Source organism: Dietzia sp. Die43, assembly GCF_024519835.1.
Lineage (GTDB): Bacteria > Actinomycetota > Actinomycetes > Mycobacteriales > Mycobacteriaceae > Dietzia > Dietzia kunjamensis.
Window position 1 is genome coordinate 134462 of sequence record NZ_JALJRF010000008.1, and the last position, 22214, is coordinate 156675.

Sequence of the window (22214 nt, forward strand, 5' to 3'; positions counted from 1 at the left end):
GATGGCCCGTAACGACATCCGCCCCATCATCAAGCTGAAGTCCACGGCCGGTACCGGGTTCACGTACGTGACCCGCAAGAACCGTCGCAACAATCCGGACCGCATCGTCCTCAAGAAGTTCGACCCGGTCGTCCGTAAGCACGTCGAATTCCGAGAGGAGCGCTGACTCGTGGCCAAGAAGTCCAAGATCGCGCGCAACGAGCAGCGCAAGGCCAAGGTCGCCCGGTTCGCCGAGCGTCGCGCCGAGCTCAAGGCAATCATCAAGAACCCCGAGAGCACGGACGAGGCACGTATGGATGCCCAGACCGCTCTCAACAAGATGCCGCGTGACGCCTCGCCCGTGCGGGTGCGTAACCGCGACGTCGCCGACGGTCGCCCCCGCGGCTACCTCCGCAAGTTCGGCCTCTCCCGCGTCCGCATGCGCGAGATGGCCCACCGTGGCGAGCTGCCCGGTGTCACGAAGTCGAGTTGGTGAGTAGGTAACCATGGCTAAAGCACGTAGCACCCCGTCCAAGAAGATCCGCGCCCAGGAGGGCCGTCGACCCAAGAAGAACCCGTTGAAGGTGGCGGGTATCGAGACGGTCGACTACAAGGACGTCAACACCCTCCGTACGTTCATCTCCGATCGCGGCAAGATCCGTTCGCGTCGGGTCACCGGCCTCACGCCGCAGCAGCAGCGTCAGGTCGCCGTCGCGGTCAAGAACGCCCGCGAGATGGCCCTGCTGCCGTTCACCAGCCGCTGAGTCACCACTCGGCGCGGGTGAACCGGACCGCCCGTCCCGCCTGCGGCCTCTAGCCGCCGACTCAGGCAACAGCAACCCGATCGGGGTCGTGCCTCCTCACGCAGGAGTGCGCGACCCCGATCGGCGTTACCGCGCCTTCCCTCCCCTCCCCGACACCAGGAGTCAACCCGTGGCCGGCGTCCTCAACGGCTTCGCCGTCATCGTCGCGCTGGTCGCGCTGGGCTGGATACTCGCCCGCACCCTGGTCCTCGGCACGGACGCACGGCTGGTGCTCAACCGGCTCGTCTTCTACGTCGCCACCCCGGCGCTGCTGTTCGACTCCCTCGCCCGCACCACACTCGACCAGGTCTTCACCGGCGTGTTCGTGGTGTCCGCAGTGTCGGCGATCATCGTCGCGGTCCTGTACGTGGCGATCGCCCGGTTGTGGCTCAAGCGCCCGGCGGCGGACCTCGTGGTGGGTGCCCTGTCCGCCGGGTACGTCAACTCGGCCAACCTCGGCATCCCCATCGCGCTGTACGTCCTCGGGGACCTCGGGTTCGTCATGCCGCTGCTGCTCTTCCAGGTGGTGGTGCTCCAACCGGTCGCCATCGCCGTGCTGGAGCGGGCCGCGCGGGCCGAGGGGTCGGACGGCGGCGGGGACGGGGGCGCTCTCGGCGCGTTGCTGCAGTCGGTCCGCGCCCCGATCGTCCTCGCTGCGCTCGCGGGCGTCGTCGTCGCGGCCCTGCCCTGGACACCGCCCGAGAATCTCCTCGAGCCCGTGCACCTGGTCGGCCAGATCTCCGTCCCCGGCGCCCTGCTGGTGTTCGGCATGTCGCTCTACGGGGTCAAGGTCCTCGAGGCCGGCGCCTCGCCCCGCCGGGAGATCTTCCTCGCGAGCGCACTCAAGCTCGTCGCCCACCCCGTGCTCGCGTACGCCATCGGCGCCTGGCTCATGGGGATGCGGGGCCACGAGCTCCTCACCGTGGTGGTCGCCGCCGCGTTGCCCACCGCGCAGAACGTCCTCGTGGTCGCGACCCGGTACGGACACGGGACTCTGCTGGCCCGGGACTCCGCCGTCCTCACGACCCTCGGCGCGCTGCCGGTCCTCCTGCTGGTCTCGGCGCTACTGGCCTGACCCGGCGGCGATCACGCCGGTGAACACGATCGCGTTGTTGACGCCGTGGAGCACGATGCCGGGCACGATCGACCGGTACCACTCGGCCATCGCGCACAGTGAGATCCCCACCACCAGCAGGTACGGCAGCGCCGGGGGCAGCAGGTGCACGGCGGCGAACACCGCTCCCGCGAGCGTGATCCCCGCGACGGCCCGCAGCCGCGCCCGCAGGGCCGGCAGCACGATGCCGCGGAACACGACCTCCTCCGCCACCGGGATGAGCACGGCGACGGTCATCAGCCCGAGGGCGGCGAACATCGGCCCGCCGGCCGCCAGGTCCGCGATCGCCGCATCGGCCTCCTCCCCCGTCGACTCGGCGCCCGCCCCCAGGGGGATGAGCACGATCATCGAGGCGGTGACGCCGGCCGCCATCACCGCGGGGATCTGCCACGCCAGGTGCCAGGGTGAGCGGTCCGGTGGCCGGATCCCGACGTCCGCCCACCCGAGACCGCGCCGGCGCAGGAGGTGGATCCGCACCGCGAGCAGCGCGGCCACGGCGGTGCCGGCGAGGACGACCAGGGCGAGGAGCGCGGTGTCGGGGCGGCCGGCCCCGAGGGTCCGTGCCGTGACCAGGCCGAGGAGGACGACGACGACGAGGGAGGCCCCGTACGCGAGGACCCATGCCAACGCCGACAGCGCCGCCCGGCCCCGGACCGGTGTGGTCCAAAGGCCGGGCGGCGCCGGCGGCGGCGGGGTCACCTGAGGTGCTCGGCCACCCGGAACGGCGCGTCGGTGGCCGCCTCGATCTGCTCGAGGGTCACCCCGTCGACGATCTCGATGAGGGTCAGCCCGTCGGCGTCCCGGTCGAACACGCCCAGCTCGGTGATGATCCGGTCGACGCAGCCCAGGCCGGTGAGCGGCAGGGAGATCTCGGAGACGATCTTGGAGGAACCGTCCTTGGCGACCTGGTCCATGACCACGACGATCCGGCGGGCGCCCACCACGAGGTCCATGGCCCCGCCCATGCCCTTGACCATCGCGCCGGGGACCATCCAGTTGGCGATGTCACCGGCCGGGTTGACCTCCATCGCGCCGAGGATCGCCACGTCGATCTTGCCCGAGCGGATCATGCCGAAGCTCATCGCCGAGTCGAAGATCGCCGACCCCGGCAGGGTCGTGACGGTCTCCTTGCCGGCGTTGATGAGGTCCGGGTCGACGTCGTCGGGGTGCGGGTACGGCCCGATGCCCAGCAGCCCGTTCTCGGACTGCAGGGTCACGTTGACGCCCTCGGGGACGTAGTTGGGGACCAGGGTCGGCAGGCCGATCCCGAGGTTGACGTACTGGCCGTCCTCCAGTTCCAGGGCCGCGCGGGCGGCCATGGCCTTGCGGTCGCGTCCGATCCTGCTCATCAGCGCTGTCCTTCCGAGGGCGGGTTGGTGGTGGTCTTCTCGATCCACTTGGTCTGGGCGACCTGCTCCGGGGTCAGTTCCACCAGACGGTGGACGAAAATGCCCGGGAGGTGGATGTCGTCGGGCGCGAGCTCTCCGACCTCGACGATCTTCTCGGCCTCGACGATGCACACCCGGCCGGCCATCGCCGCGAGCGGTGAGAAGTTGCGGGCCGTGAGGTTGAACCGGAGATTGCCGTTGCGGTCGGCCACCGCGGCGCGCACCAGCGAGTAGTCGGCCTCGATGGCCTGCTCGAGCACGTAGGTCTCGCCGCGGATCTCGCGGGTCTCCTTGGGCGGGGAGGCCACCGCGATCCCGCCGGCCGAGTCGTACTTCCACGGCATGCCGCCGTCCGCGACGAACGTGCCGACGCCGGTGCGGGTGAAGAACGCCCCGATACCGGACCCGCCCGCACGCATCCGCTCGGCGAGCGTGCCCTGCGGGGTGAGCTCCACCTCGAGCTCACCGGACAGGTACTGGCGGGCGAACTCCTTGTTCTCCCCCACGTAGGAGGAGACGATGCGCCGGAGCTTGCCGCTCTCCAGCAGGATGCCGAGGCCCTTGCCGTCGACGCCGGCGTTGTTGGAGAACACCTCGAAGTCCCCGACGTCGCGGGCGGCGAGGGCCTCGATGACGATCTGCGGGATCCCGCTCAGGCCGAACCCGCCGGCGGCGATGGACGCCCCGTCGGGGATGTCCGCGACGGCCTCCGCCGCGGTCATGATCTTGCTGGACATACACGCACTCCTTGGGTGTGGGGGCGGTCAGGCGATGCCGAGGATCTCGATCGCGCTCTTGCGCATGTCGACCTTGCGGACCTTGCCGGTGACGGTCATGGGGAACTCGTCGACCACGTGGACGTACTTCGGGATCTTGTGGCGGGCGAGCTTGCCGGTGGCGAACTCGCGGACCTCCTCGGCCGTGAGATCGTCGCGTCCCGGCTTGAGCCGGACCCAGGCCATGAGCTCCTCGCCGTACTTGGGGTCGGGCACGCCGATCACCTGGGCGTCGAGGATGTCCGGGTGGGTGTAGAGGAACTCCTCGACCTCCCGCGGGTAGATGTTCTCGCCACCGCGGATGACCATGTCCTTGATGCGGCCGGTGATGCGGACGTAACCGCCCGAGTCCATCTCCCCGATGTCGCCGGTGTGCATCCAGCCCTCGGCGTCGATCGCCTCGGCGGTCTTGTCCGGCTGGTCCCAGTAGCCCAGCATGACGCTGTAGCCCTTCGTGCAGAACTCGCCGGCCTCGCCGCGCGGCAGGGTGGCACCGGTCGACGGGTCGACGATCTTGATCTCGAGGTGCGGCCCGACCCGGCCGACCGTGGACACGCGCCGGTCCAGCGAATCGTCCCGACGGGTCTGGGTGGACACCGGCGAGGTCTCCGTCATGCCGTAGCAGATGGAGACCTCCTCCATGTTCATCCTGTCGATCACCTGACGCATGGTGGATTCGGGGCACGGCGAGCCGGCCATGATCCCGGTGCGCAGCGTGGACAGGTCGTAGGAGTCGAAATCCTCCAGCGCGAGCTCGGCGATGAACATCGTGGGCACGCCGTAGAGACTCGTGCACTTCTCCTGCTCCACCGCGCGCAGCGAGGCCGCGGGGTCGAACGCGGGCGCCGGGATGACCATTGCCGATCCGTGGCTGGTGCACGCGAGGTTGCCCATCACCATGCCGAAGCAGTGGTAGAAGGGCACCGGGATGCACACTCGGTCGACCTCCGTGTAGTTGACGAGCTCGCCGACGAAGTACCCGTTGTTGAGGATGTTCGAGTGCGAGAGCGTGGCGCCCTTGGGGAAGCCCGTGGTGCCGGAGGTGTACTGGATGTTGATCGGGTCGCCCGGCTGCAGTGCGGCGCGGATCGACGCCAGTTCCTCGGCGTGGGTGGGGCCCGAGACCAGCGACTCCCACTCCTCGTCGCCGAAGAGCACGACCAGTTCGAGGTCGGGGCAGTTCGGCTGGACCTGCGCGAGCATCCCGGTGTAGTCGGAATCCTTGAACTGGGGGGCGGCGACGACGGCCTTGATCCCCGCCTGCTTGAGCACGTACTCCAGCTCGTGGACCCGGTAGGACGGGTTGATGTTGACCAGCACCGCGCCGATCTCGGCGGTGGCGTACTGGACCATCACCCACTCCCACCGGTTGGGCGACCAGATCCCCACCCGGTCGCCCGCACGGATGCCGAGGCGGTGCAGTCCGGAGGCGAGGCGGCGGACGTCGGCGAGGAACTCGGCGTAGGTCCACCGCCGGTCGGCCTGCACGTCGACGAGCGCGTCGCGGTCGCCGAACCTCTCGACGGTCGCCGCGAGGTTCTCGGGGATCGTCTGGGTGAGCAGGGGGACGTCGGTCTCCCCGCGCGTGTGGGACCCGGCGGGGTCGAGGGGTGTGGAATCGAGATCGGTGGTGGTCATCTCGGTACTCCTTGGGGGTGGGGCCGGACGGCCCGCGACAGGGGGGCGCGACACGGGGATTGCGGTATCAGGTGGCGGCGGCCGCGGCGCGACGCATCGTCGCCTCGGCCTGACGGAAGACGGGACCGTCGACCATGCGACCGTCCAGCCGGAACACGCCCTGGTTGTGTTCCGCGGCGGCGAGGACCTTCCGGGCCCAGGCCACCTCGTCGTCGTCGGGGGCGTAGGCCTCGCGGACCACCGCCACCTGGGACGGGTGGATACACGCGGTGGCCACGAACCCCAGCGCGACGGCGTCGAGCGCCTCGGCGCGCTGACCGGAGGAGTCGGCGATGTCCAGGTGCACGGAGTCGACCGCCCACCGACCGAACGCGGCCGCGGCGAGCGCGACCCGCGCACGGGCGTGACGGGGTACGTCGCGGTACTCCCCCGCCTCGCGGGGGCCACCGGCCTCGGCGGAGGAGAACCGGCTGGTCGATCCGCCCATCGCGGCCAGGAGGTCCTCGGCGCCCCACATCATCCCGGCGCACCCGGGCGCGGCGGCGATCTCCTCCGCGCGGACGACCCCGAGCGGGGTCTCGACCAACGCCAGCACCGCGGCGCCGGTCGTCGAGTGCAGATCCGTGACCTGCGCGGCGGACTCGGTCTTGGCCAGCATCACGCAGCGGTACTCCGTGTCGGCCAGGGCCTCGAGGTCGGCCGCGTGGTCGTCGGTGCCGGTCGGGTTGACCCGCACGATCGTCCGGTCCGGATCGAGTGTCGAGGCCCGCAGCGCGTCACGGGCCGCGGGGCGGTCCGCCGGTGCGACGGCGTCCTCGAGGTCGACGATCACGACGTCCGCGCGGTCCGCCGCCTTGCCGTAGCGCTCCGGCCGGTCGGCCGGGCAGAACAGCAGTGCCGGGCCGGGCGGAATCCAGGCGGGTGCGGGGGTCATGCCGTGGCCTCCCCGCCCGGGCCCGACTCCGTCGGCCGCTTGCGGACCAGCGTCTTACGGACCGCCCTGGCCACGATGTCGCCGTGCTGGTTGCGGCCGATGTGCTCGAGGGTCACGATGCCCTCTCCCGGCCGCGACTTCGACTCGCGCTTGTCGGTGCACACGGTCTCCGCGTACAGCGTGTCACCGTGCAGGACCGGTTTAGGGAAGCTGACCTCGGAGAAGCCGAGGTTCGCCACGATCGTGCCCTGGGTGAGCTGGGCGACCGACAGTCCCACGAGCGTCGACAGCGTGTGCATCGAGTTCATGAGTCGCTCGCCGCCGAAGCCCGGCTGCTCGGCCGACCACGCCGCGTCCAGGTGCAGGGCCTGCGTGTTCATCGTCAGCGTGGTGAACAGGACGTTGTCCGTCTCGGTCATCGTGCGCCCGGGGCGGTGGAGGTAGGCGGTCCCCACCTCGTACTCCTCGAACCACAGGCCACGCTGGACGACCTCTCTGCGCTGGTCAGTCATCGCCTACAGCCCCAGACCGCGTGCGATGAGCATGAGCTGCACCTCGGTGGTGCCCTCGCCGATCTCGAGGATCTTGGAGTCGCGGTAGTGCCGCGCCACCGCGTACTCGTTCATGAAGCCGTAGCCACCGTGGATCTGGGTGGCGTCGCGGGCGTTGTCCATGGCCGCCTCGGAGGCGATCATCTTGGCGATGGCGGCCTCCTTCTTGAACTCCTTGCCGGCCAGCATGAGGCGCGCGGCCTCGTAGTAGGCGCAACGCGCCGTGTGGGCGCGGGCCTCCATGCGGGCGATCTTGAACGCGATGGCCTGGAACTCGCCGATCTTGCGGCCCATGGACTCGCGCTCACGGGCGTACTTCACGGACTCGTCGACGCACCCCTGCGCGGCACCGGTGGCCACGGCGGCGATCGCGATGCGTCCCTCGTCGAGGATCGACAGGAAGTTCGCGTACCCGCGCCCCTCCTCGCCGAGGAGGTTCTCCGCCGGCACCCGGGCGTCGGCGAAGGTCAGCGGGTGCGTGTCGGAGGAGTTCCACCCGACCTTGTCGTACGCGGGCTCCGCGGTGAATCCGGGGGTGTCGGCCGGGACAATGATCGTCGAGATGGCCTTCTTCACAGAACCGTCCGCGGCCCGCCGCTCTCCGGTCACCGCGGTCACGGTGACCAGCGAGGTGATGTCGGTGCCGGAGTTGGTGATGAACTGCTTGTTGCCGTTGATCACCCACTCGTCGCCGTCACGCTTCGCGGTGGTCTTGGTGGCGCCGGCGTCCGAGCCCGCACCGGGCTCGGTCAGGCCGAAGCCGGCGAGCGTGCGGCCGGCGGCCAGATCGGGGAGCCACGTGGCGCGCTGCTCGTCGTTGCCGAAGTGGTAGATGGGCATGGCGCCCAAGCCCACGCCTGCCTCGAGGGTCATGGCGGTCGACTGGTCGACGCGGCCGAGCTCCTCCAGGGCGAGTGACAGGGCGAAGTAGTCGCCGCCCATCCCGCCGAACTCCTCCGGGAACGGCAGACCGAACAGGCCCATGTCGCCCATCTGGGCGACGACCTCGTACGGGAAGGTGTGGTTGCGATCGTGCTCGGCCGAGGCCGGGGCGACCACCTTGTCGGCGAAGTCCGCGACCGTCGACTTCAGGTCGGCGTAGTGCTCTTCCAACTCAGGCATTGCCTTCTCCTTCGGATTCCTCGGTGGAGGGGTGGGGCTCGACGGTGCTCGGTTCAACAGCGCTCGGTTCAACAGTCGCGAGCAGGTGGTCGGCGGGCACCTGCTCGCCGGTGGTGACGTGCACGCGGACCACACCGTCGATCGGCGCGGGCAGCGCGTGTTCCATCTTCATGGCCTCGACGGCCAGGATGTTCTGTCCGGCGGTGACCTCGTCGCCGTCGGCGACGAAGCACGCGATGACCGAACCGGGCATGGGGCTGACGATCTGGCCGTCCGACATCCCGGCGTCGTGGATCCGGGAGTCGATGAGCGGGAGCATCCGGAGGTCCCAGGTCCCGCCGTCGCCGGCCACCCAGAAGGTGTCGGCGGCCTTGGGGTCCGCCGAGCGCACGACGGTCCAGCGCTGCTGGGTGCCGTCGACGGTCAGCCGGAGGGAGGCGCCGTCCCGGGCGACCCGCGCACGATGTCGGGAGGAGACCTCGGGCGCCTCGGTGGATCCGATCGTGGCGTCGGTGATGGTCACCTCGGCGTCGTCGGGGGTCCCCCGCAGTCCCACGGTGACCGCGTCGGACCCGGCGCCGGCGTCCAGGCGGGTCCACACCTCGGCGCGCCCGCCGATCCGCCACCCGTTGGGAACGTCCCACGGGCCGCGGCGTTGCGCGGGCACCCGGGCCCAGCGCTCCTCGGTGCGGTGCATGGCCACGGCGATCAGTCCGCCCTCGGGGGCGGGCGTCGCGGTGTAGTCGTCGACGGACCGGTCGAGCAGGCCCGTGTCCAGCTCGCCGGAGACGACCTCCGGCCGCGAGAGCAGGAACCGGCAGAAGTCGACGTTCGTGCGCAGACCCAGCACGTGGGTGCCGGCGAGCGCGGCGTCGAGCCGGGCCAGTGCCTCGGCGCGGTCGGCGCCGTGCGCGATGACCTTGCCGAGCATCGGGTCGTAGTCGCTGCCGACGACCGTGCCCACACGGAGGCCGGAGTCCACGCGAATGCCGTCGCCGGAGGGCTCCTCGAGCCCGACCACGGTGCCGCCGGTGGGCAGGAAGCCCTTGGCCGGGTCCTCGGCATAGACGCGGGCCTCGATCGCGTGGCCGGTGAGGGTGATGTCCTCCTGGCGCAGGGTGAGCTCCTGGCCCGCGGCGATGCGGACCTGCCAGTCGACCAGGTCGACACCGGTGACCATCTCGGTGACCGGGTGCTCGACCTGCAGGCGGGTGTTCATCTCCATGAAGAAGAACTCGTCCGGGGCGTGCGCGGAGACGATGAACTCCACCGTGCCCGCGCCCACGTACCCCACCGACCGGGCGGCGTCGCACGCCGCCTGACCGATGCGCTGACGGGTGACCTCGTCGAGCAGTGCGCTGGGCGCCTCCTCGATGACCTTCTGATGGCGGCGCTGCAGTGAGCACTCCCGCTCACCCAGGTGGATGACGTTGCCGTGGGTGTCGGCCAGGACCTGCACCTCGATGTGGCGCGGGGTGTCGACGAACCGCTCGAGGAACAGGGTGTCGTCGCCGAAGGCGCCTGCCGACTCCCGTCGCGAGGACTCCAGTGCCGCCGGCAGATCGGCGGGATCGGTGACGCGGCGCATCCCCTTGCCGCCACCACCGGCCGAGGGCTTGACGAGGACCGGGTAGCCGACCTCGGCGGCACCGGCGATCAGTTCGTCGTCGGTCAGTCCCGGACGCGAGATCCCGGGCACGGTGGGGACGTCACGTGCGGACACCGCCGCCTTGGCGGTGATCTTGTCGCCCATGGTCTCGATCGCCGAGGCCGGCGGTCCGACGAAGATCAGGCCGGCCTCGGCGAGTGCCCGCGCGAACCGCGAGTTCTCGGACAGGAAACCGTAGCCCGGGTGCACGGCCTGCGCCCCGGTCTGGCGGCAGGCGTCGATCACCTTGTCGATGTCGAGGTAGGACTGCGAGGCCTGGGCCGGGCCGAGGCGGACGGCGGCGTCGGCCATGCGCACGTGCAGCGCGTCGGCGTCCGCGTCGGAGTAGACGGCGACCGAGCGGATACCCGCTGCCCGCAGCGAGCGGATCACGCGGCACGCGATCTCCCCGCGGTTGGCCACCAGGACGGTGTGGAGTTTCTGTGACAGTTGTTCTGACATGGGGCTGCTCACATCCTGAAGACGCCGTTGTTGACCGGCTCGAGGGGGGCGTTGGCCGCGGCCGCCAGGGCCAGACCGAGGACAGTGCGGGTGTCTGCGGGGTCGATGATCCCGTCGTCCCACAGGCGGGCCGTGGAGTAGTACGCGGTGGACTGCTCCTCGAACTGCTCACGGATCGGCGCGGTGAACTCGGCCTGCTGCTCGTCGGTCCACTCCCCGCCCGACTTGGTGACCTGGGCTGCGCGCACCGAGGCGAGGGTGTCGGCCGCCTGGGGCCCGCCCATCACGGCGATCTTCGCGTTGGGCCACATCCACAGGAACCGCGGGGAGTACGCACGGCCACACATGGAGTAGTTGCCGGCACCGAAGGACCCGCCCACGACGATGGTGAACTTGGGGACCCGGGCGCACGCCACGGCGGTGACCATCTTGGCGCCGTTCTTGGCGATGCCGCCCGCCTCGTACTGCCGGCCCACCATGAAGCCGGTGATGTTCTGCAGGAAGACCAGCGGTATCTTGCGGCGGTCGCACAGTTCGATGAAGTGGGCGCCCTTGAGCGCGGACTCCGAGAAGATGACGCCGTTGTTGCCGATGATGCCCACCGGGTGCCCGTGGATATGGGCGAACGCGGTCACCATCGAGGTGCCGTAGTTCTCCTTGAACTCGGTGTACTCGCCGCCGTCGACGATCGTGCCGATGATGTCGCGCACGTCGTAGGGCTGGCGCGAGTCGACCGGGACGAGGTCGTAGAGGTCGGCCTGCGGGCGGACCGGCTCGCGGGGCTCGAGCACCTCCCAGTCCGGCTCGGGCGCCGGCGGGCAGGTCGCCACGATCCGGCGGACCTTCATCAGGGCGTCGTAGTCGTCGTCGGCGAGGTGGTCCACCACACCGGAGGTCTTGGCGTGCAGGTCGCCGCCACCGAGCTCCTCGGCGGTGACCTCCTCGCCCGTCGCGGCCTTCACCAGCGGCGGGCCGGCGAGGAAGATCGTGCCCTGGTTCCGGACGATCACGGCCTCGTCGCTCATCGCGGGGACGTACGCGCCACCGGCGGTGCACGACCCCATGACCGCGGCGATCTGCGGGATGCCCTTGGCGGACATGTTCGCCTGGTTGTAGAAGATCCGGCCGAAGTGGTCGCGGTCGGGGAAGACCTCGTCCTGCTGCAGCAGCATCGCGCCGCCGGAGTCCACGAGGTAGATGCACGGCAGGTTGTTGGCCAGCGCCACCTCCTGGCCGCGGAGGTGCTTCTTCACCGTCATCGGGTAGTAGGTGCCGCCGGAGACGGTCGCGTCGTTGGCGATGATCAGGCACTCGCGGCCCGACACCCGGCCGATCCCGGCGACGACGCCGGCGGCGGGGGCCTTGCCCCCGTACATCTCCTCCGCCGCCAGCGGCGAGAGCTCGAGGAACGGGCTGCCCGGGTCGAGCAGCACGTCCACGCGCTGGCGGGCGAGCAGCTTGCCGCGCTCGAGGTGGCGCGCACGGGCCTTCTCACCGCCGCCCAGCGCGGCCCGCTCGAGGCGCTCGCGGAGGTCGGCGAGAAGTTCCTCGTGGGCCTGGCGATTGGTGGTCGCGGAAGTCATCAGTGCCGCTCCCTTTCAGTTAAGTCGGATTAACTGAAACCGACGATAGTGCTGCGCCTCACAAATGTCCAGAGCGGATCCGGGATCACCCACCCGGACCCGGACCCGCGCTCACCCACTCCGCGGACCCGACGACGCGCACGGCCGGCGTCCCGGCGGGGGGTTGCAGCTCCCGGTCGTCGCGCCGCCGATCCGGCCGAGAACCCCGCGCGGAGACGCCGCCATTCCCGCCATCCGTGCAGGTGGACAGCTTAGGCTGACCTGACTTAGCACAGCCTCAACTTGCTTGCAAGCCGGGGGGATGCGGTGTTGACTCTGGGGCACACCACGCCACCGTCATACGAGGAGCGATCATCATGGCCACACTCACCGGAATCAGCGCCTGCACCGTCACGGCGTGCTCCTTCAACAGTGAGGAGAGCTGCAACGCGGGCGCCATCACCGTCGCCGGAACCCCGGATCACGCCGAGTGCGGCACCTTCATCTCGCTGGACGTCCGCGGCGGACTGCCCACCGCCAGCGCACACGTGGGCGCCTGCCAACGGGTGGAGTGCACCCACAACAAGGACCTGCTCTGCTCGGCGGACTCCGTCGAGATCGGCTCCGGCGCCGATACCGCCGACTGCCTCACCTACAGCCCGGCCTGATCGGCCCGGTCCGCGCCATCGCGGGAAGCTAGCTGGCGCGGGCCACGTACTGACCCATCTCACGGACGACGTCATTGACGCACTCCGCGCGGGTCAGGAACGGCAGGTGGATGACATCGGCGTGGGTACCGAGCGCCGTCAGCAGATGCAGGCCGTCGGGATCGACGCCCAGGACATACGGCGGCTGCGCCGGGTCGGCGGACCCGGCCAGCATGGCCAGGTCAGAGCCGAAGCGCGCCCGGATCTCGTCCGCGAGGCCGGGCGCCTCGCATGCCAGGGGGTCCGACGGGACCGCGTCCAGGCAGCCCGCGTGGACGGTGCCCTCGTGCCCCAGTCGGCGGATGTCGAGGTCGCCGAGCTCGATCTCGATCTCGACCACCCAGCCCTCACCCTGCCTGGCCGCACGCGCCACGCCGAAGCCGTACAGGCTCGCGACGTGGACCTTGGCCTCGACGATCGGGGCGTACTCGTCGATCATGACGACCACCTCGACCGACTCTCCCGGGGCGACCATCAGCGCGGACCAGGGGGCCGGGGTCCCGGTGACGATGATCGCCCCCTCCCCGACCCAGCGATGGCCGGCGGAGACCATGACGTCCGAACGGTTCTTGGTCCCGCGCACGGCGACCGTCGCGATGCCGGCTCCGTCGAGCAGCCGGCGCGCGCCGGTGGTGATCGGATCCGACACGACCGGGTGCGCTGCCATCGATTGCCTCCAGAGATCGGCCCCGCCCGCAGATGCGTTAGGTGACCCTCGCCTTACTTAGGTACCCCTAAAGTGCCCGACGATGCGGAACCTGTCAAGAGGGCCACCGATTTTCACACCCCCTCGTCCTACAGTGGGGGGGTGACCGACGCCACAACCGATGCCACAACCGATGCCACAACCGATGACACCGCCCCTGCCCGGCCCCACCCCGACACCGCGCGGGTCCACGCCTTCCGTGACGACGCATTCGGGTACGACGACGCCACCGCCCTCGCCGAGCGGGTCCGCGTCGGCGAGGTGTCACCGACCGAGCTCGTCGAGGCCGCCATCGAACGATGCCAGCAGGTGGATCCGGCGCTCGGCGCCCTGGTCTTCACCGCCTTCGACAGGGCCCGCGAGCACGCACGCCGGACCGCGGACTCGCGCCTGTCCTCGCCGTTCGCCGGCGTGCCGTCGGCTTTCAAGGACGCGGTGCAGGTCGAGGGCGCCCCGATGCGGCTCGGCTCCCCCGCCGTTCCCGACTCCCCCGCCCTCCACGACGGCGACTACGCACGTGCGTTCCGCGCCACCGGCCTGATCCCGTTGGGCATCACCGCCATGCCCCCGTTCGGCTGGACCGCCGCAACCGAACGGCAGGGCGGCCTGGTGACCCGCAACCCGTGGAACACCGGCCGCACCAGTGGCGGCTCCTCGGGTGGTTCCGCGGCCCTCGTGGCCGCGGGGGCGTTGCCGATCGCGCACGCCAACGACGGCGGGGGGTCGATCCGGATACCCGCGGCCGTCACCGGGCTGGTCGGGTTCAAGCCGAGCCGGGGTAGGCACACCGACGAGAAGTTCTCCCGGGGCATGCCGATCCCCATCGTGTCGCAGTCGGTGGTCTCCCGGTCCGTCCGGGACACCGCCACGTTCCTCACCGCGTTCGAGGCGAGCCACCTCCCCGTCGGCGTCCCCCCGGTGGGCCCCGTCGCCCCCGCCCCGGCACGGCGCCTGCGCATCGGACTCGTGGAGCAGAGCCCGGCGGGCGGTGCGACCGATGCCGCGACCCTGGCGGTCCTCCGCGAGACCGCCGTGCGGCTGGCCGGACTGGGCCACGAGGTGGTGCCGACCGAGGCTCCCGTCCCGACGGGGTTCCGGGACGACTTCATCGCTTACTGGGGGCTGCTCGCGCTGAGCACGTCATCGTCCGGGCGCAGGCTCTTCGACCCCGATTTCGACCCGGCCGAACTCGACCCCTTCACGATCGGGCTCGCGCGGATGGCCCGACGGAACATCGCCTCGCTTCCCCTGCACCTACTGCGGTTGGCGAGGACCCGGCGGCAGTTCGACGCGAGGTTCGGCGACCTCGACGTGTACATCAACCCGGTGGTCGCCCACGAGACCCCGGAGGTCGGGTACCTGGACGCGGACCTGCCGTTCGAGACCCACCTGGAGCGGGTCTCCAACTGGGTCACCTTCACCCCGCTGCAGAACATCGCGGGGTCGCCGGCCGTCTCGCTGCCCACCGGTCACGCGCCGGACGGGATGCCCGTCGGCGTGCACTTCTCCGCCCGCAGGGGGCAGGACCGGCTCCTGCTGGAGCTGGCCTCGGAGTACGAGGCCGCCCATCCGTTCGCCCGGATCTGGGAGTGAGGCTCACTCCCCCAGCAGCTGGGTGACGCGCGGCCCGACCCGCTGACGCAGGATCACCTCGGTGCGGGTGCGCAGGACGCCGGGCGTGGAGATGATGGCGCTGAACACCTCCTCGAGGTGGGCGTGGTCCCGCGCGACGACCCGGCAGACGACGTCGAACTCGCCGGCGATGCTCACCACCTCGAGCACCTCGCGCACCTGCGCCAGCCCCGCACACGTCTCGTCGAGCCTGGCCTGCGCCACCTGGATGTGGACGAGCGCGCCCAGCGGGTACCCGAGGGCGGCGGGGTCGAGCCTCGGCGCCCACGAGGCGAGCACACCGCGCGCCTCCAACTTGTCGAGCCGGGCCTGGGCGGTGCCCCTGGCCACCCCGAGTCGTCGCGAGAACTCGCGGACCCCGACGCGCGGGTCGGACAGGACGATGTCAAGGAGCCGTCGGTCGGTGTCGTCCAGGTTGGGTGAAGGGTCCATGTGTCCACGGTATACGACGACGAGGTGGACAGATGGTCCAGTCATGACGCACACACGGGACCCCTAATGTGCAGACTGTTCGATCTCGGACTGGCCGCGTGACGCGCCTCACAGTTCGTCCTAGCCTGGGGGCACATCGTTCGTATCGCGAAGGCCAGGTGTTGATCATGACCTCTCTCCTCCACTCCACGGACGGCACGCATGACGACCTGCCGCGGACCGGGCAAGCGGACGCCGGATCGTTCTCCCTCTCCGATCGCTACACGCGCGAGAGCGGCACGGTCTTCCTCTCCGGGATCCAGGCACTGGTCCGGACGGTCCGCGACCGGGCACGGCTCGACCGCAGGCAGAATCTGCTCACCGCGAGCCTGGTCAGCGGTTACGAGGGATCGCCGCTCGCGGGGTACGACCTCGAACTGGCCAGGCGTCGCGAGTTCCTCGGGCCGTTCGACATCGTGCACCGCCCCGCCCTCAACGAGGAGGCGGGCGCCACGGCGGTGATGGGGTCCCAGCTCGCCCGGCGCACGGGCACCCTGCGCGCCACCGCCAACACCGGCGGTGCCGCCCTCCAGGGGGTCGTGGGGTACTGGTACGGCAAGGCGCCCGGCCTGGACCGTGCCACCGACGCGTTGCGGCACGCCAACCTGATAGGCACCGATCCGAACGGCGGCGCGGTGGTGCTGGTCGGCGACGATCCGGGCGCCAAGTCCTCCACCGTGCCGTGCGCGTCCGAGTTGGCACTCGCGGACCTGTACATGCCGACGCTCTACCCCGCGGACCCGCAGGACGTCCTGGACTTCGGCGTCCACGCCGCGATCCTGTCCCGGGTCTCCGGCCTGTGGTCCGCGATGAAGATCTCGGCGCACGTCGCGGACGCCTCGGCGACCGCCCTCGTCGATCCCGACCGGATCCTGCCCGTGTACGGCGACCTCGGGACGAGCCCGCACGTGCCGTCCGGTCGGCTCCTGGGGGCCAGCCTCATGGAGCTCGAGCAGAACCAGCTCACCATCCGCCTCCCCCGTGCGCTGGAGTACGCCCGCCTCAACCGTCTCAACCGGATCGTGCAGTCGACCCCCGACGACCGGATCGGCGTCGTCGCGGCCGGGAAGACCTACCTGGACGTCCGCGAGTCACTGCGCCGCCTCGGGATCGGCGACGACGAGCTGGGCCGCCGCGGGATCCGCATCCTCAAGCTGGGCATGATCTACCCCCTGGAGCGCACGATCCTCGACGAGTTCATGTCCGGTCTCGACGAGGTGATCGTGGTGGAGGAGAAGCGCGACTTCATCGAGACCATGATCCGGGACATCCAGTTCCGCAAGCCCGGGGTGGCGAACGTGGTCGGCAAGGCGCACGAGGACGGGTCCACCCTGTTCAGCCGGTTCGGCGAGCTCGACGTCGATTCCGTCACCCGCGGCCTGGCGCAGCGTCTCGGCCCGGTCCACGGAATCGAATCGGCTCGGGCCTGGCTCGACGGCCCGGGACGCGGACGCTCCCGGATCGCGCTGCCGCTCGCCACGAGCCGCACCCCGTACTTCTGCTCGGGGTGCCCCCACAACAGCTCGACCAAGGTCGCCGACGGCACGCTCGTCGGCGGGGGCATCGGCTGTCACGCGATGGTGCTCATGATGGACGAGGAGCAGGTCGGCCACGTCACCGGAGTCACCCAGATGGGCGGCGAGGGGATCCAGTGGACCGGGATGGCGCCGTTCCTCACCGAGCAGCACATGGTGCAGAACGTCGGCGACGGCACCTTCATGCACTCGGCCTCCCTGGCGCTCCGGGCCGCCGTGGCCTCCGGCGACAACATCACCTACAAGCTCCTCTACAACGGGACGGTGGCGATGACCGGCGGGCAGGACCCGGTCGGCGAGATGACCCTGCCCGAGATCCTCCGGCTCCTGCAGGCCGAGAAGGTCGCGAGGATCGTCGTCACCACCGACGACGTCAGGGCGACCCGGTCCCGGGGCCTGCCGAGGGGCGTGGAGGTCCGCGACCGGGTGGACACCCTCGAGGTACAGCGGGAACTCGCGGCCGTTCCGGGGGTCACGGTTCTCGTGCACGACCAGTACTGCGCAGCCGAGAAGCGCCGCCACCGCAAGCGTGGCACCTTCCCCACGCCGGACGAGCGGGTGGTGATCAACGAGCGCATCTGCGAGGGATGCGGGGACTGCGGCCGGAAGTCCAACTGCCTGTCGGTCCATCCGGTGGAGACCGAGTTCGGCCGGAAGACGCAGATCGACCAGTCCACCTGCAACTTCGACTTCTCGTGCCTGGAGGGTGACTGCCCCGCGTTCGTCACCGTCGTCCCCGGTGAGAAGTCCCGGCGGGTGACGTCCGCGCCTGCCCTGGCGGCCGACGCGATCCCGGAACCGGCCCGCGCCGGGGTCGCGCCCGACCGCGGTTTCTCCCTGCGGCTGACCGGGATCGGCGGCACCGGCATCGTCACCGTCTCGGCGATCCTCGCCACCGCGGCCGTCCTCGACGGCCACTCGGCGCGCACCCTGGACATGACCGGGCTCGCCCAGAAGGGCGGCGCGGTGGTCTCCGACGTCCGCGTGACCCGCACGCCGACCGAACAGCCCCCGAAGATCGGGGCCGGCGACTGCGACCTCTACCTGTGCTGTGACGGCCTGGTCGGCGCGGACAGCACCCACCTGAAGGTGGCCGCTCCCGATCGCACCACGGCGGTGGTGTCCACCACTCAGATCCCCACCGGGAAGATGGTGATCGACACCTCCGAGCACTACCCGACCACCTCGGACATCCAGGCGATCATCGACCCGACCACCTCGCGCGGGCTGTACCTCGACCCGGGGGCGCTCACCGAGCAGCTCTTCGGGTCCACCCAGACCGCCAACATGCTCATGGTCGGGGCGGCGTACCAGAGCGGGGCCCTGCCGATCTCGGCGCAGTCGATCGAGCGGGCGATCGAGCTCAACGGGGTGGCCGTCGACGCGAACCTGCAGGCCTTCCGTCGCGGCCGGCAGGCGGTCGCCGAGCCGAACGCCCTGGCGGCGTTGGCGGCCGGGTTGCACCGCCCGGCCGGAACGGCCACGGCGGGCCGGCACGTGCCCTCCCCCGCGGCGGAGCGACTGCTGACCCACCTCGACGCCGACGCCTCCGACGAGCTCCGCGACGTGGTCGCGCTCCGGGTCGACGAACTGATCGGCTACCAGGACGAGGCGTACGCGGTCGACTACGTCCGGCGCGTGGAGGAGGTCCGCGCCGCCGGGTCCCTCGAGGACGGCGACCCGGCCGGGCCGACCTCCGAGCAGCTCAGCCTCGCCGTGGCCCGCAACCTGTTCAAGGTGATGGCCTACAAGGACGAGTACGAGGTCGCCCGCCTGGCCGTGGATCCACAGTTCGCGACGCAGCTCGACGAGGACTGGGGCGAAGGGGCGGTGGCCAGACTGAAGTTGCATCCCCCGGTGCTGCGCGCGATGGGAATGAAGAAGAAGATCTCGATCGGCCCGCGGGCCATGCCGGCGATGAAGGCGTTGGCCCGGATGAAGCGACTGCGCGGCACGCGGATGGACCTCTTCGGCTACGCGGAGGTCCGCCGCGTCGAGCGTGAGCTGCTGGCCGGGTACCGGGATCTCGTCGCCGACCTGGCCTCGGAGTTGCGGCGCGCGGGCCCGGTGGGCAAGGACGCCACCTGGCTGGCGACCGCGGTGGCGCTCGCGGAGCTGCCGGACATGGTCCGCGGCTACGAGCACGTCAAGCTCGCGAACGTCGAGCGGTACCGGGAGGAGATGGCCCACCTCCGGTCCGCCCTGACCTGATCGGCACACACCCGGGCAGGCGCTCAGGACCGCAGCGCCGCCGAGGCCATCGCCGTGAGCACGCGCCGAAGGTCGGCCTCGGCCATGGCCGGCAGCCGGGGGCTCGAGTTGAGGAGCCCGAACACCGCGTGGACGTGGGCCCGCGCCTCGATCGACGAGAGCTCGGGACGCACCCGCACGAGGGCGTCCACCCACAACTGCGCGTACTCCCGCTGCAGGGTGCGCACCTCGTGCCGGGGAGCGGCCGGCAGGGAACCGAGGTCACGGAACTGCACGCTGATGAGATCGGGCTCCGTGGCGACGAAGTCCACGTGCACCCCGAGCAGGGCATCGAGCACATCCACCGGCTCGCCGGCCCGCTCGACCGCCGCCCGCCCACCGTCCCGCAGGCGACGGGAGATGTCGAGCAGCATCTCGGCCAGTACGTCCTCCTTGGAGGTGAAGTACCGGTACATGCCCGGCCCGGAGATCCCGACCTCGGCACCGATGTCGTCCAGCCGCACGGCGTGGAATCCGCGCCGGGCCATGAGGCGGGCGGCGGCCACGAGGATCTCGTCGCGTCGCCGGGCCTTGGCCCGGGCGCGCGGGGTCAGCGGGGCCGCGGCGTCCTGCCGCTCGCCCACGCCGCTGCCCCCGGCCCCGGTCTCCGTCATCTCAGTGCCATCTCGGACGTGCCGTCTCAGTGGAAGAAGTGCCGGGCGCCGGTGAAGTACATGGTGATCCCCGCCTTCTCCGCGGCCTCGATCACCTCGGCGTCCCGCACGGACCCGCCGGGCTGGACCACCGCGCGCACGCCGGCCTCGGCGAGCACCTCGAGACCGTCCGCGAAGGGGAAGAACGCGTCCGACGCGGCGACCGACCCGGTGACCCGCTCCCCCGCGCGCTGCACGGCGAGCCGGGCGGAGTCGACGCGGTTGACCTGGCCCATGCCCACGCCCACGGTGGCCCCGGACTGCGCGAGCAGGATGGCGTTGGACTTGACCGCGCGGCACGCGCGCCACGCGAACAGCAGGTCGCGCAGGGTCTGCTCGTCGGCGTCGTCGCCGCACGCCTTGGTCCAGCCGGCGACCACGTCGCCGTCCGCGTCGAGCGAGTCACGTTGCTGGACCAGCACGCCGCCGGAGATCTGCTTGCGCTCGAACTCGCCCTCGGCGGGCGCCTGCGCGGAGAGGATGCGGATGTTCTTCTTGCGCTGCAGGATCTCCACGGCACCGTCCGCGTAGGACGGGGCGATGATCACCTCGGTGAAGATCTCGGCGACCTGCTCCGCCATCTCCACGGTGACCTCACGGTTGGCCGCGATCACACCACCGAACGCGCTGACGGGGTCGCACTCGTGCGCGGCGCGGTGGGCGGCCGCGATGTCGGCGTCGATCGCGATGCCGCACGGGTTGGCGTGCTTGATGATCGCCACGCACGGCTCGGCGTGATCGAAGGCGGAGCGCCACGCGGCGTCGCCGTCGACGTAGTTGTTGTAGCTCATCTCCTTGCCGTGCACCTGGGTGGCCTGGGCGAGGCCGGGCGCGGCGGCCGCGTCGGTGTAGAGAGCGGCGCTCTGGTGCGGGTTCTCGCCGTAGCGCAGGGTGGCGGCGAGGTCGAGGCTCTGCCCCTGCCAGACCGGGAACTCGCCGGAGCCGCCCGCTGCCCCGTCGCCCGCGCCGTCCGCGGTCTGTGCGGTCATCCACGTGGCCACGGCGACGTCGTAGGCCCCGGTGTGGCGGAACGCGGCGGCGGCCAGACTGCGGCGCTTCTCGAGGGTGAACCCACCGGCCGCGACGGCCTCGAGCGCCTCGCCGTATCCGGCGGGGTCGACGAGCACAGCCACCGACGGGTGGTTCTTCGCGGCCGCGCGGACCATCGACGGTCCGCCGATGTCGATCTGCTCGACGCAGGCGTCGTAATCGGCGCCGGAGGCGACGGTGTCGGTGAAGGGATAGAGGTTGACGACGACGAGCTCGAACGGCTGCACACCGAGGTCGGCGATCTGCTCGAGGTGCTCGGGCTTGCGGGTGTCGGCGAGGATGCCGGCGTGAACCCGCGGGTGCAGGGTCTTGACGCGGCCTTCGAGGCATTCCGGGAACCCGGTCAGCGCGTCGACGGGCGTCACGGCGACCCCGGCGTCGGCGATACGCTGCGCGGTCGAGCCGGTGGAGACGATCTCGACCCCGGCGTCGGCGAGCCCCCGGGCGAGCTCGGTGAGCCCGGTCTTGTCGTAGACGCTGATGAGTGCGCGGCGGACGGGCCTGCGGGAATCGGTCACGTTAGGTGCACCTTTCGACCTTCGATGTGGAGTCGGCCACGGGCGGCGGCCGCGAGGACGTCGACGAGCATCTCGCGCTCGACGACTTTGATGCGTTCATGGAGGGTGGCCTCGGTGTCGTCCGGGTGGACGTCGACGGCACGCTGGGCGATCACGGGTCCGGTGTCGACGCCGGCGTCGACCAGGTGGACGGTGCTGCCGGTGACGGTCACCCCGTAGGCGAGCGCGTCGCGCACCGCATGGGCGCCGGGGAACGACGGCAGCAACGCCGGGTGGGTGTTGAGCACGCGACCGTCGAACCGTCCGAGGAACGCGGCGCCGAGGATGCGCATGAAGCCCGCCGAGACCACCCAGTCGGGATCGAACCCGCTCACCACGTCGGCGAGGGCGCGGTCCCAGTCGGCGCGGTCGGCGTGGTCGCCGGGCCGGACGACGGCCGTCGGGAGGTCGGCGCGGCCGGCCCTGGCGACGGCCTCGCAGTCGCGGTCGGAGACCAGCGCGACGATGCGGTACGGGCAGCCGGGGGCGTCGGCGGCGTCGAGCACGCTCTGCGCGAGGGTCCCGGAACCGGACGCCATCACCACGACGCGGCGGGCACCGGCAGGGTCGGCATCAGGGGAGCCGGCGCTGGGTGGAGAGGCGCTGGGGGTCTCGCTACCGACCACGTCCGGCTCTCCTACCCGTCGATCCTCAGACCCACCGGGAGCGCGGGCCA

21 protein-coding genes are annotated in these 22214 nt (G+C 70.9%); 7 read left to right on the forward strand and 14 right to left on the reverse strand.

Annotated features, from left to right (window positions below; all coding sequences use genetic code 11):
- Nucleotide 1 precedes the first annotated feature (1 nt).
- The 4 genes from rpmG to NR111_RS08800 all read left to right on the forward strand — a co-directional run bounded on the left by rpmG (nt 2) and on the right by NR111_RS08800 (nt 1857).
- The gene (rpmG, locus tag NR111_RS08785) at nt 2-166 is read left to right on the forward strand and encodes a 50S ribosomal protein L33 (protein ID WP_010542298.1); all 165 of its coding nucleotides are present in this window, start codon (nt 2-4) and stop codon (nt 164-166) included.
- A 3-nt stretch (nt 167-169) separates the two neighbouring features.
- Complete coding sequence (gene rpsN / locus NR111_RS08790) at nt 170-475, forward strand: 30S ribosomal protein S14 (protein WP_017836289.1); 306 nt, start codon at nt 170-172, stop codon at nt 473-475.
- Between the two features lie 10 nt (nt 476-485).
- Nucleotides 486-743, forward strand: a complete 258-nt coding sequence (gene rpsR / locus NR111_RS08795) for a 30S ribosomal protein S18 (RefSeq protein ID WP_007632792.1) — start codon at nt 486-488, stop codon at nt 741-743.
- 169 nt (nt 744-912) lie between these two features.
- A complete protein-coding gene (locus NR111_RS08800) occupies nt 913-1857 on the forward strand; it encodes an AEC family transporter (protein WP_256820596.1) in 945 nt (314 codons plus the stop codon).
- Here NR111_RS08800 and NR111_RS08805 read toward each other — a convergent pair.
- The 9 genes from NR111_RS08805 to NR111_RS08845 all read right to left on the reverse strand — a co-directional run bounded on the left by NR111_RS08805 (nt 1846) and on the right by NR111_RS08845 (nt 11998).
- On the reverse strand, nt 1846-2595 hold the full coding sequence (locus NR111_RS08805) for a type II CAAX endopeptidase family protein (RefSeq protein WP_256820597.1): 750 nt from the start codon (nt 2593-2595) through the stop codon (nt 1846-1848). The two genes, NR111_RS08800 and NR111_RS08805, sit on opposite strands and share 12 nt — an antisense overlap.
- The gene (locus tag NR111_RS08810) at nt 2592-3245 is read right to left on the reverse strand and encodes a 3-oxoacid CoA-transferase subunit B (RefSeq protein WP_067713237.1); all 654 of its coding nucleotides are present in this window, start codon (nt 3243-3245) and stop codon (nt 2592-2594) included. Before NR111_RS08810 ends, NR111_RS08805 begins: the two co-directional genes overlap by 4 nt.
- Nucleotides 3245-4021, reverse strand: coding sequence for a CoA transferase subunit A (locus NR111_RS08815; protein WP_067713235.1), 777 nt, complete (start codon nt 4019-4021; stop codon nt 3245-3247). The genes NR111_RS08810 and NR111_RS08815 overlap by 1 nt, the downstream gene beginning before the upstream one ends.
- A 27-nt stretch (nt 4022-4048) precedes the next feature.
- Nucleotides 4049-5698: an AMP-binding protein gene (locus NR111_RS08820; protein ID WP_256820598.1), complete on the reverse strand. Its 1650-nt coding sequence runs from the start codon at nt 5696-5698 to the stop codon at nt 4049-4051.
- Nucleotides 5699-5765: 67 nt separating this feature from the next.
- Nucleotides 5766-6632 (reverse strand): CoA ester lyase, encoded by an 867-nt coding sequence (locus NR111_RS08825; RefSeq protein ID WP_185950210.1) that lies wholly within the window; start codon nt 6630-6632, stop codon nt 5766-5768.
- Nucleotides 6629-7144 (reverse strand): MaoC family dehydratase, encoded by a 516-nt coding sequence (locus NR111_RS08830; RefSeq protein WP_185950209.1) that lies wholly within the window; start codon nt 7142-7144, stop codon nt 6629-6631. Before NR111_RS08830 ends, NR111_RS08825 begins: the two co-directional genes overlap by 4 nt.
- A gap of 3 nt (nt 7145-7147) precedes the next feature.
- Complete coding sequence (locus NR111_RS08835; protein WP_256820599.1) at nt 7148-8305, reverse strand: acyl-CoA dehydrogenase family protein; 1158 nt, start codon at nt 8303-8305, stop codon at nt 7148-7150.
- The gene (locus NR111_RS08840; RefSeq protein ID WP_256820600.1) at nt 8298-10415 is read right to left on the reverse strand and encodes a biotin carboxylase N-terminal domain-containing protein; all 2118 of its coding nucleotides are present in this window, start codon (nt 10413-10415) and stop codon (nt 8298-8300) included. The genes NR111_RS08835 and NR111_RS08840 overlap by 8 nt, the downstream gene beginning before the upstream one ends.
- A gap of 8 nt (nt 10416-10423) precedes the next feature.
- The gene (locus NR111_RS08845; protein WP_256820601.1) at nt 10424-11998 is read right to left on the reverse strand and encodes a carboxyl transferase domain-containing protein; all 1575 of its coding nucleotides are present in this window, start codon (nt 11996-11998) and stop codon (nt 10424-10426) included.
- A gap of 356 nt (nt 11999-12354) precedes the next feature.
- Here NR111_RS08845 and NR111_RS08850 point away from each other — a divergent pair, with 356 nt between their 5' ends.
- Nucleotides 12355-12645, forward strand: coding sequence for a DUF1540 domain-containing protein (locus NR111_RS08850; RefSeq protein WP_154828363.1), 291 nt, complete (start codon nt 12355-12357; stop codon nt 12643-12645).
- Between the two features lie 28 nt (nt 12646-12673).
- Here NR111_RS08850 and NR111_RS08855 read toward each other — a convergent pair whose 3' ends face one another.
- The gene (locus tag NR111_RS08855; RefSeq protein ID WP_256820602.1) at nt 12674-13351 is read right to left on the reverse strand and encodes a hypothetical protein; all 678 of its coding nucleotides are present in this window, start codon (nt 13349-13351) and stop codon (nt 12674-12676) included.
- A 141-nt stretch (nt 13352-13492) separates the two neighbouring features.
- On the opposite strand from NR111_RS08855, the gene NR111_RS08860 reads away from it, so the two are divergent.
- Nucleotides 13493-14983: an amidase gene (locus NR111_RS08860; protein ID WP_256820603.1), complete on the forward strand. Its 1491-nt coding sequence runs from the start codon at nt 13493-13495 to the stop codon at nt 14981-14983.
- 3 nt (nt 14984-14986) lie between these two features.
- Here the strand turns inward: NR111_RS08860 and NR111_RS08865 are convergent, their stop codons facing one another.
- The gene (locus NR111_RS08865) at nt 14987-15454 is read right to left on the reverse strand and encodes an Lrp/AsnC family transcriptional regulator (RefSeq protein ID WP_067717341.1); all 468 of its coding nucleotides are present in this window, start codon (nt 15452-15454) and stop codon (nt 14987-14989) included.
- A gap of 167 nt (nt 15455-15621) precedes the next feature.
- Here NR111_RS08865 and NR111_RS08870 point away from each other — a divergent pair, with 167 nt between their 5' ends.
- On the forward strand, nt 15622-19239 hold the full coding sequence (locus NR111_RS08870; protein WP_256820604.1) for an indolepyruvate ferredoxin oxidoreductase family protein: 3618 nt from the start codon (nt 15622-15624) through the stop codon (nt 19237-19239).
- A 23-nt stretch (nt 19240-19262) separates the two neighbouring features.
- Here NR111_RS08870 and NR111_RS08875 read toward each other — a convergent pair whose 3' ends face one another.
- From NR111_RS08875 to purN, 3 genes are read right to left on the reverse strand one after another with little or no spacing between them, the layout of a single operon-like run.
- Nucleotides 19263-19892 carry a TetR/AcrR family transcriptional regulator gene (locus NR111_RS08875; RefSeq protein WP_256820605.1) on the reverse strand — a complete coding sequence of 210 codons (630 nt, stop codon included), beginning with the start codon at nt 19890-19892 and terminating at the stop codon, nt 19263-19265.
- A gap of 26 nt (nt 19893-19918) precedes the next feature.
- Nucleotides 19919-21499, reverse strand: coding sequence for a bifunctional phosphoribosylaminoimidazolecarboxamide formyltransferase/IMP cyclohydrolase (gene purH, locus NR111_RS08880; RefSeq protein ID WP_096907086.1), 1581 nt, complete (start codon nt 21497-21499; stop codon nt 19919-19921).
- Nucleotides 21496-22077, reverse strand: coding sequence for a phosphoribosylglycinamide formyltransferase (gene purN, locus NR111_RS08885; protein ID WP_067717350.1), 582 nt, complete (start codon nt 22075-22077; stop codon nt 21496-21498). Before purN ends, purH begins: the two co-directional genes overlap by 4 nt.
- Nucleotides 22078-22214 lie beyond the last annotated feature (137 nt).

Excerpts from the sequence above, each read along its gene's own strand:
- NR111_RS08835 (WP_256820599.1), bottom strand. The coding sequence starts at position 8,305 with ATGCCTGAGTTGGAAGAGCACTACGCCGACCTGAAGTCGACGGTCGCG.
- NR111_RS08875 (WP_256820605.1), bottom strand. The coding sequence starts at position 19,892 with ATGACGGAGACCGGGGCCGGGGGCAGCGGCGTGGGCGAGCGGCAGGAC.
- NR111_RS08855 (WP_256820602.1), bottom strand. The coding sequence starts at position 13,351 with ATGGCAGCGCACCCGGTCGTGTCGGATCCGATCACCACCGGCGCGCGC.
- NR111_RS08815 (WP_067713235.1), bottom strand. The coding sequence starts at position 4,021 with ATGTCCAGCAAGATCATGACCGCGGCGGAGGCCGTCGCGGACATCCCC.
- NR111_RS08825 (WP_185950210.1), bottom strand. The coding sequence starts at position 6,632 with ATGACCCCCGCACCCGCCTGGATTCCGCCCGGCCCGGCACTGCTGTTC.
- NR111_RS08865 (WP_067717341.1), bottom strand. The coding sequence starts at position 15,454 with ATGGACCCTTCACCCAACCTGGACGACACCGACCGACGGCTCCTTGAC.
- NR111_RS08840 (WP_256820600.1), bottom strand. The coding sequence starts at position 10,415 with ATGTCAGAACAACTGTCACAGAAACTCCACACCGTCCTGGTGGCCAAC.
- NR111_RS08850 (WP_154828363.1), top strand. The coding sequence starts at position 12,355 with ATGGCCACACTCACCGGAATCAGCGCCTGCACCGTCACGGCGTGCTCC.
- NR111_RS08820 (WP_256820598.1), bottom strand. The coding sequence starts at position 5,698 with ATGACCACCACCGATCTCGATTCCACACCCCTCGACCCCGCCGGGTCC.
- NR111_RS08830 (WP_185950209.1), bottom strand. The coding sequence starts at position 7,144 with ATGACTGACCAGCGCAGAGAGGTCGTCCAGCGTGGCCTGTGGTTCGAG.
- NR111_RS08845 (WP_256820601.1), bottom strand. The coding sequence starts at position 11,998 with ATGACTTCCGCGACCACCAATCGCCAGGCCCACGAGGAACTTCTCGCC.
- purN (WP_067717350.1), bottom strand. The coding sequence starts at position 22,077 with ATGGCGTCCGGTTCCGGGACCCTCGCGCAGAGCGTGCTCGACGCCGCC.
- rpsR (WP_007632792.1), top strand. The coding sequence starts at position 486 with ATGGCTAAAGCACGTAGCACCCCGTCCAAGAAGATCCGCGCCCAGGAG.
- rpmG (WP_010542298.1), top strand. The coding sequence starts at position 2 with ATGGCCCGTAACGACATCCGCCCCATCATCAAGCTGAAGTCCACGGCC.
- NR111_RS08870 (WP_256820604.1), top strand. The coding sequence starts at position 15,622 with ATGACCTCTCTCCTCCACTCCACGGACGGCACGCATGACGACCTGCCG.
- NR111_RS08810 (WP_067713237.1), bottom strand. The coding sequence starts at position 3,245 with ATGAGCAGGATCGGACGCGACCGCAAGGCCATGGCCGCCCGCGCGGCC.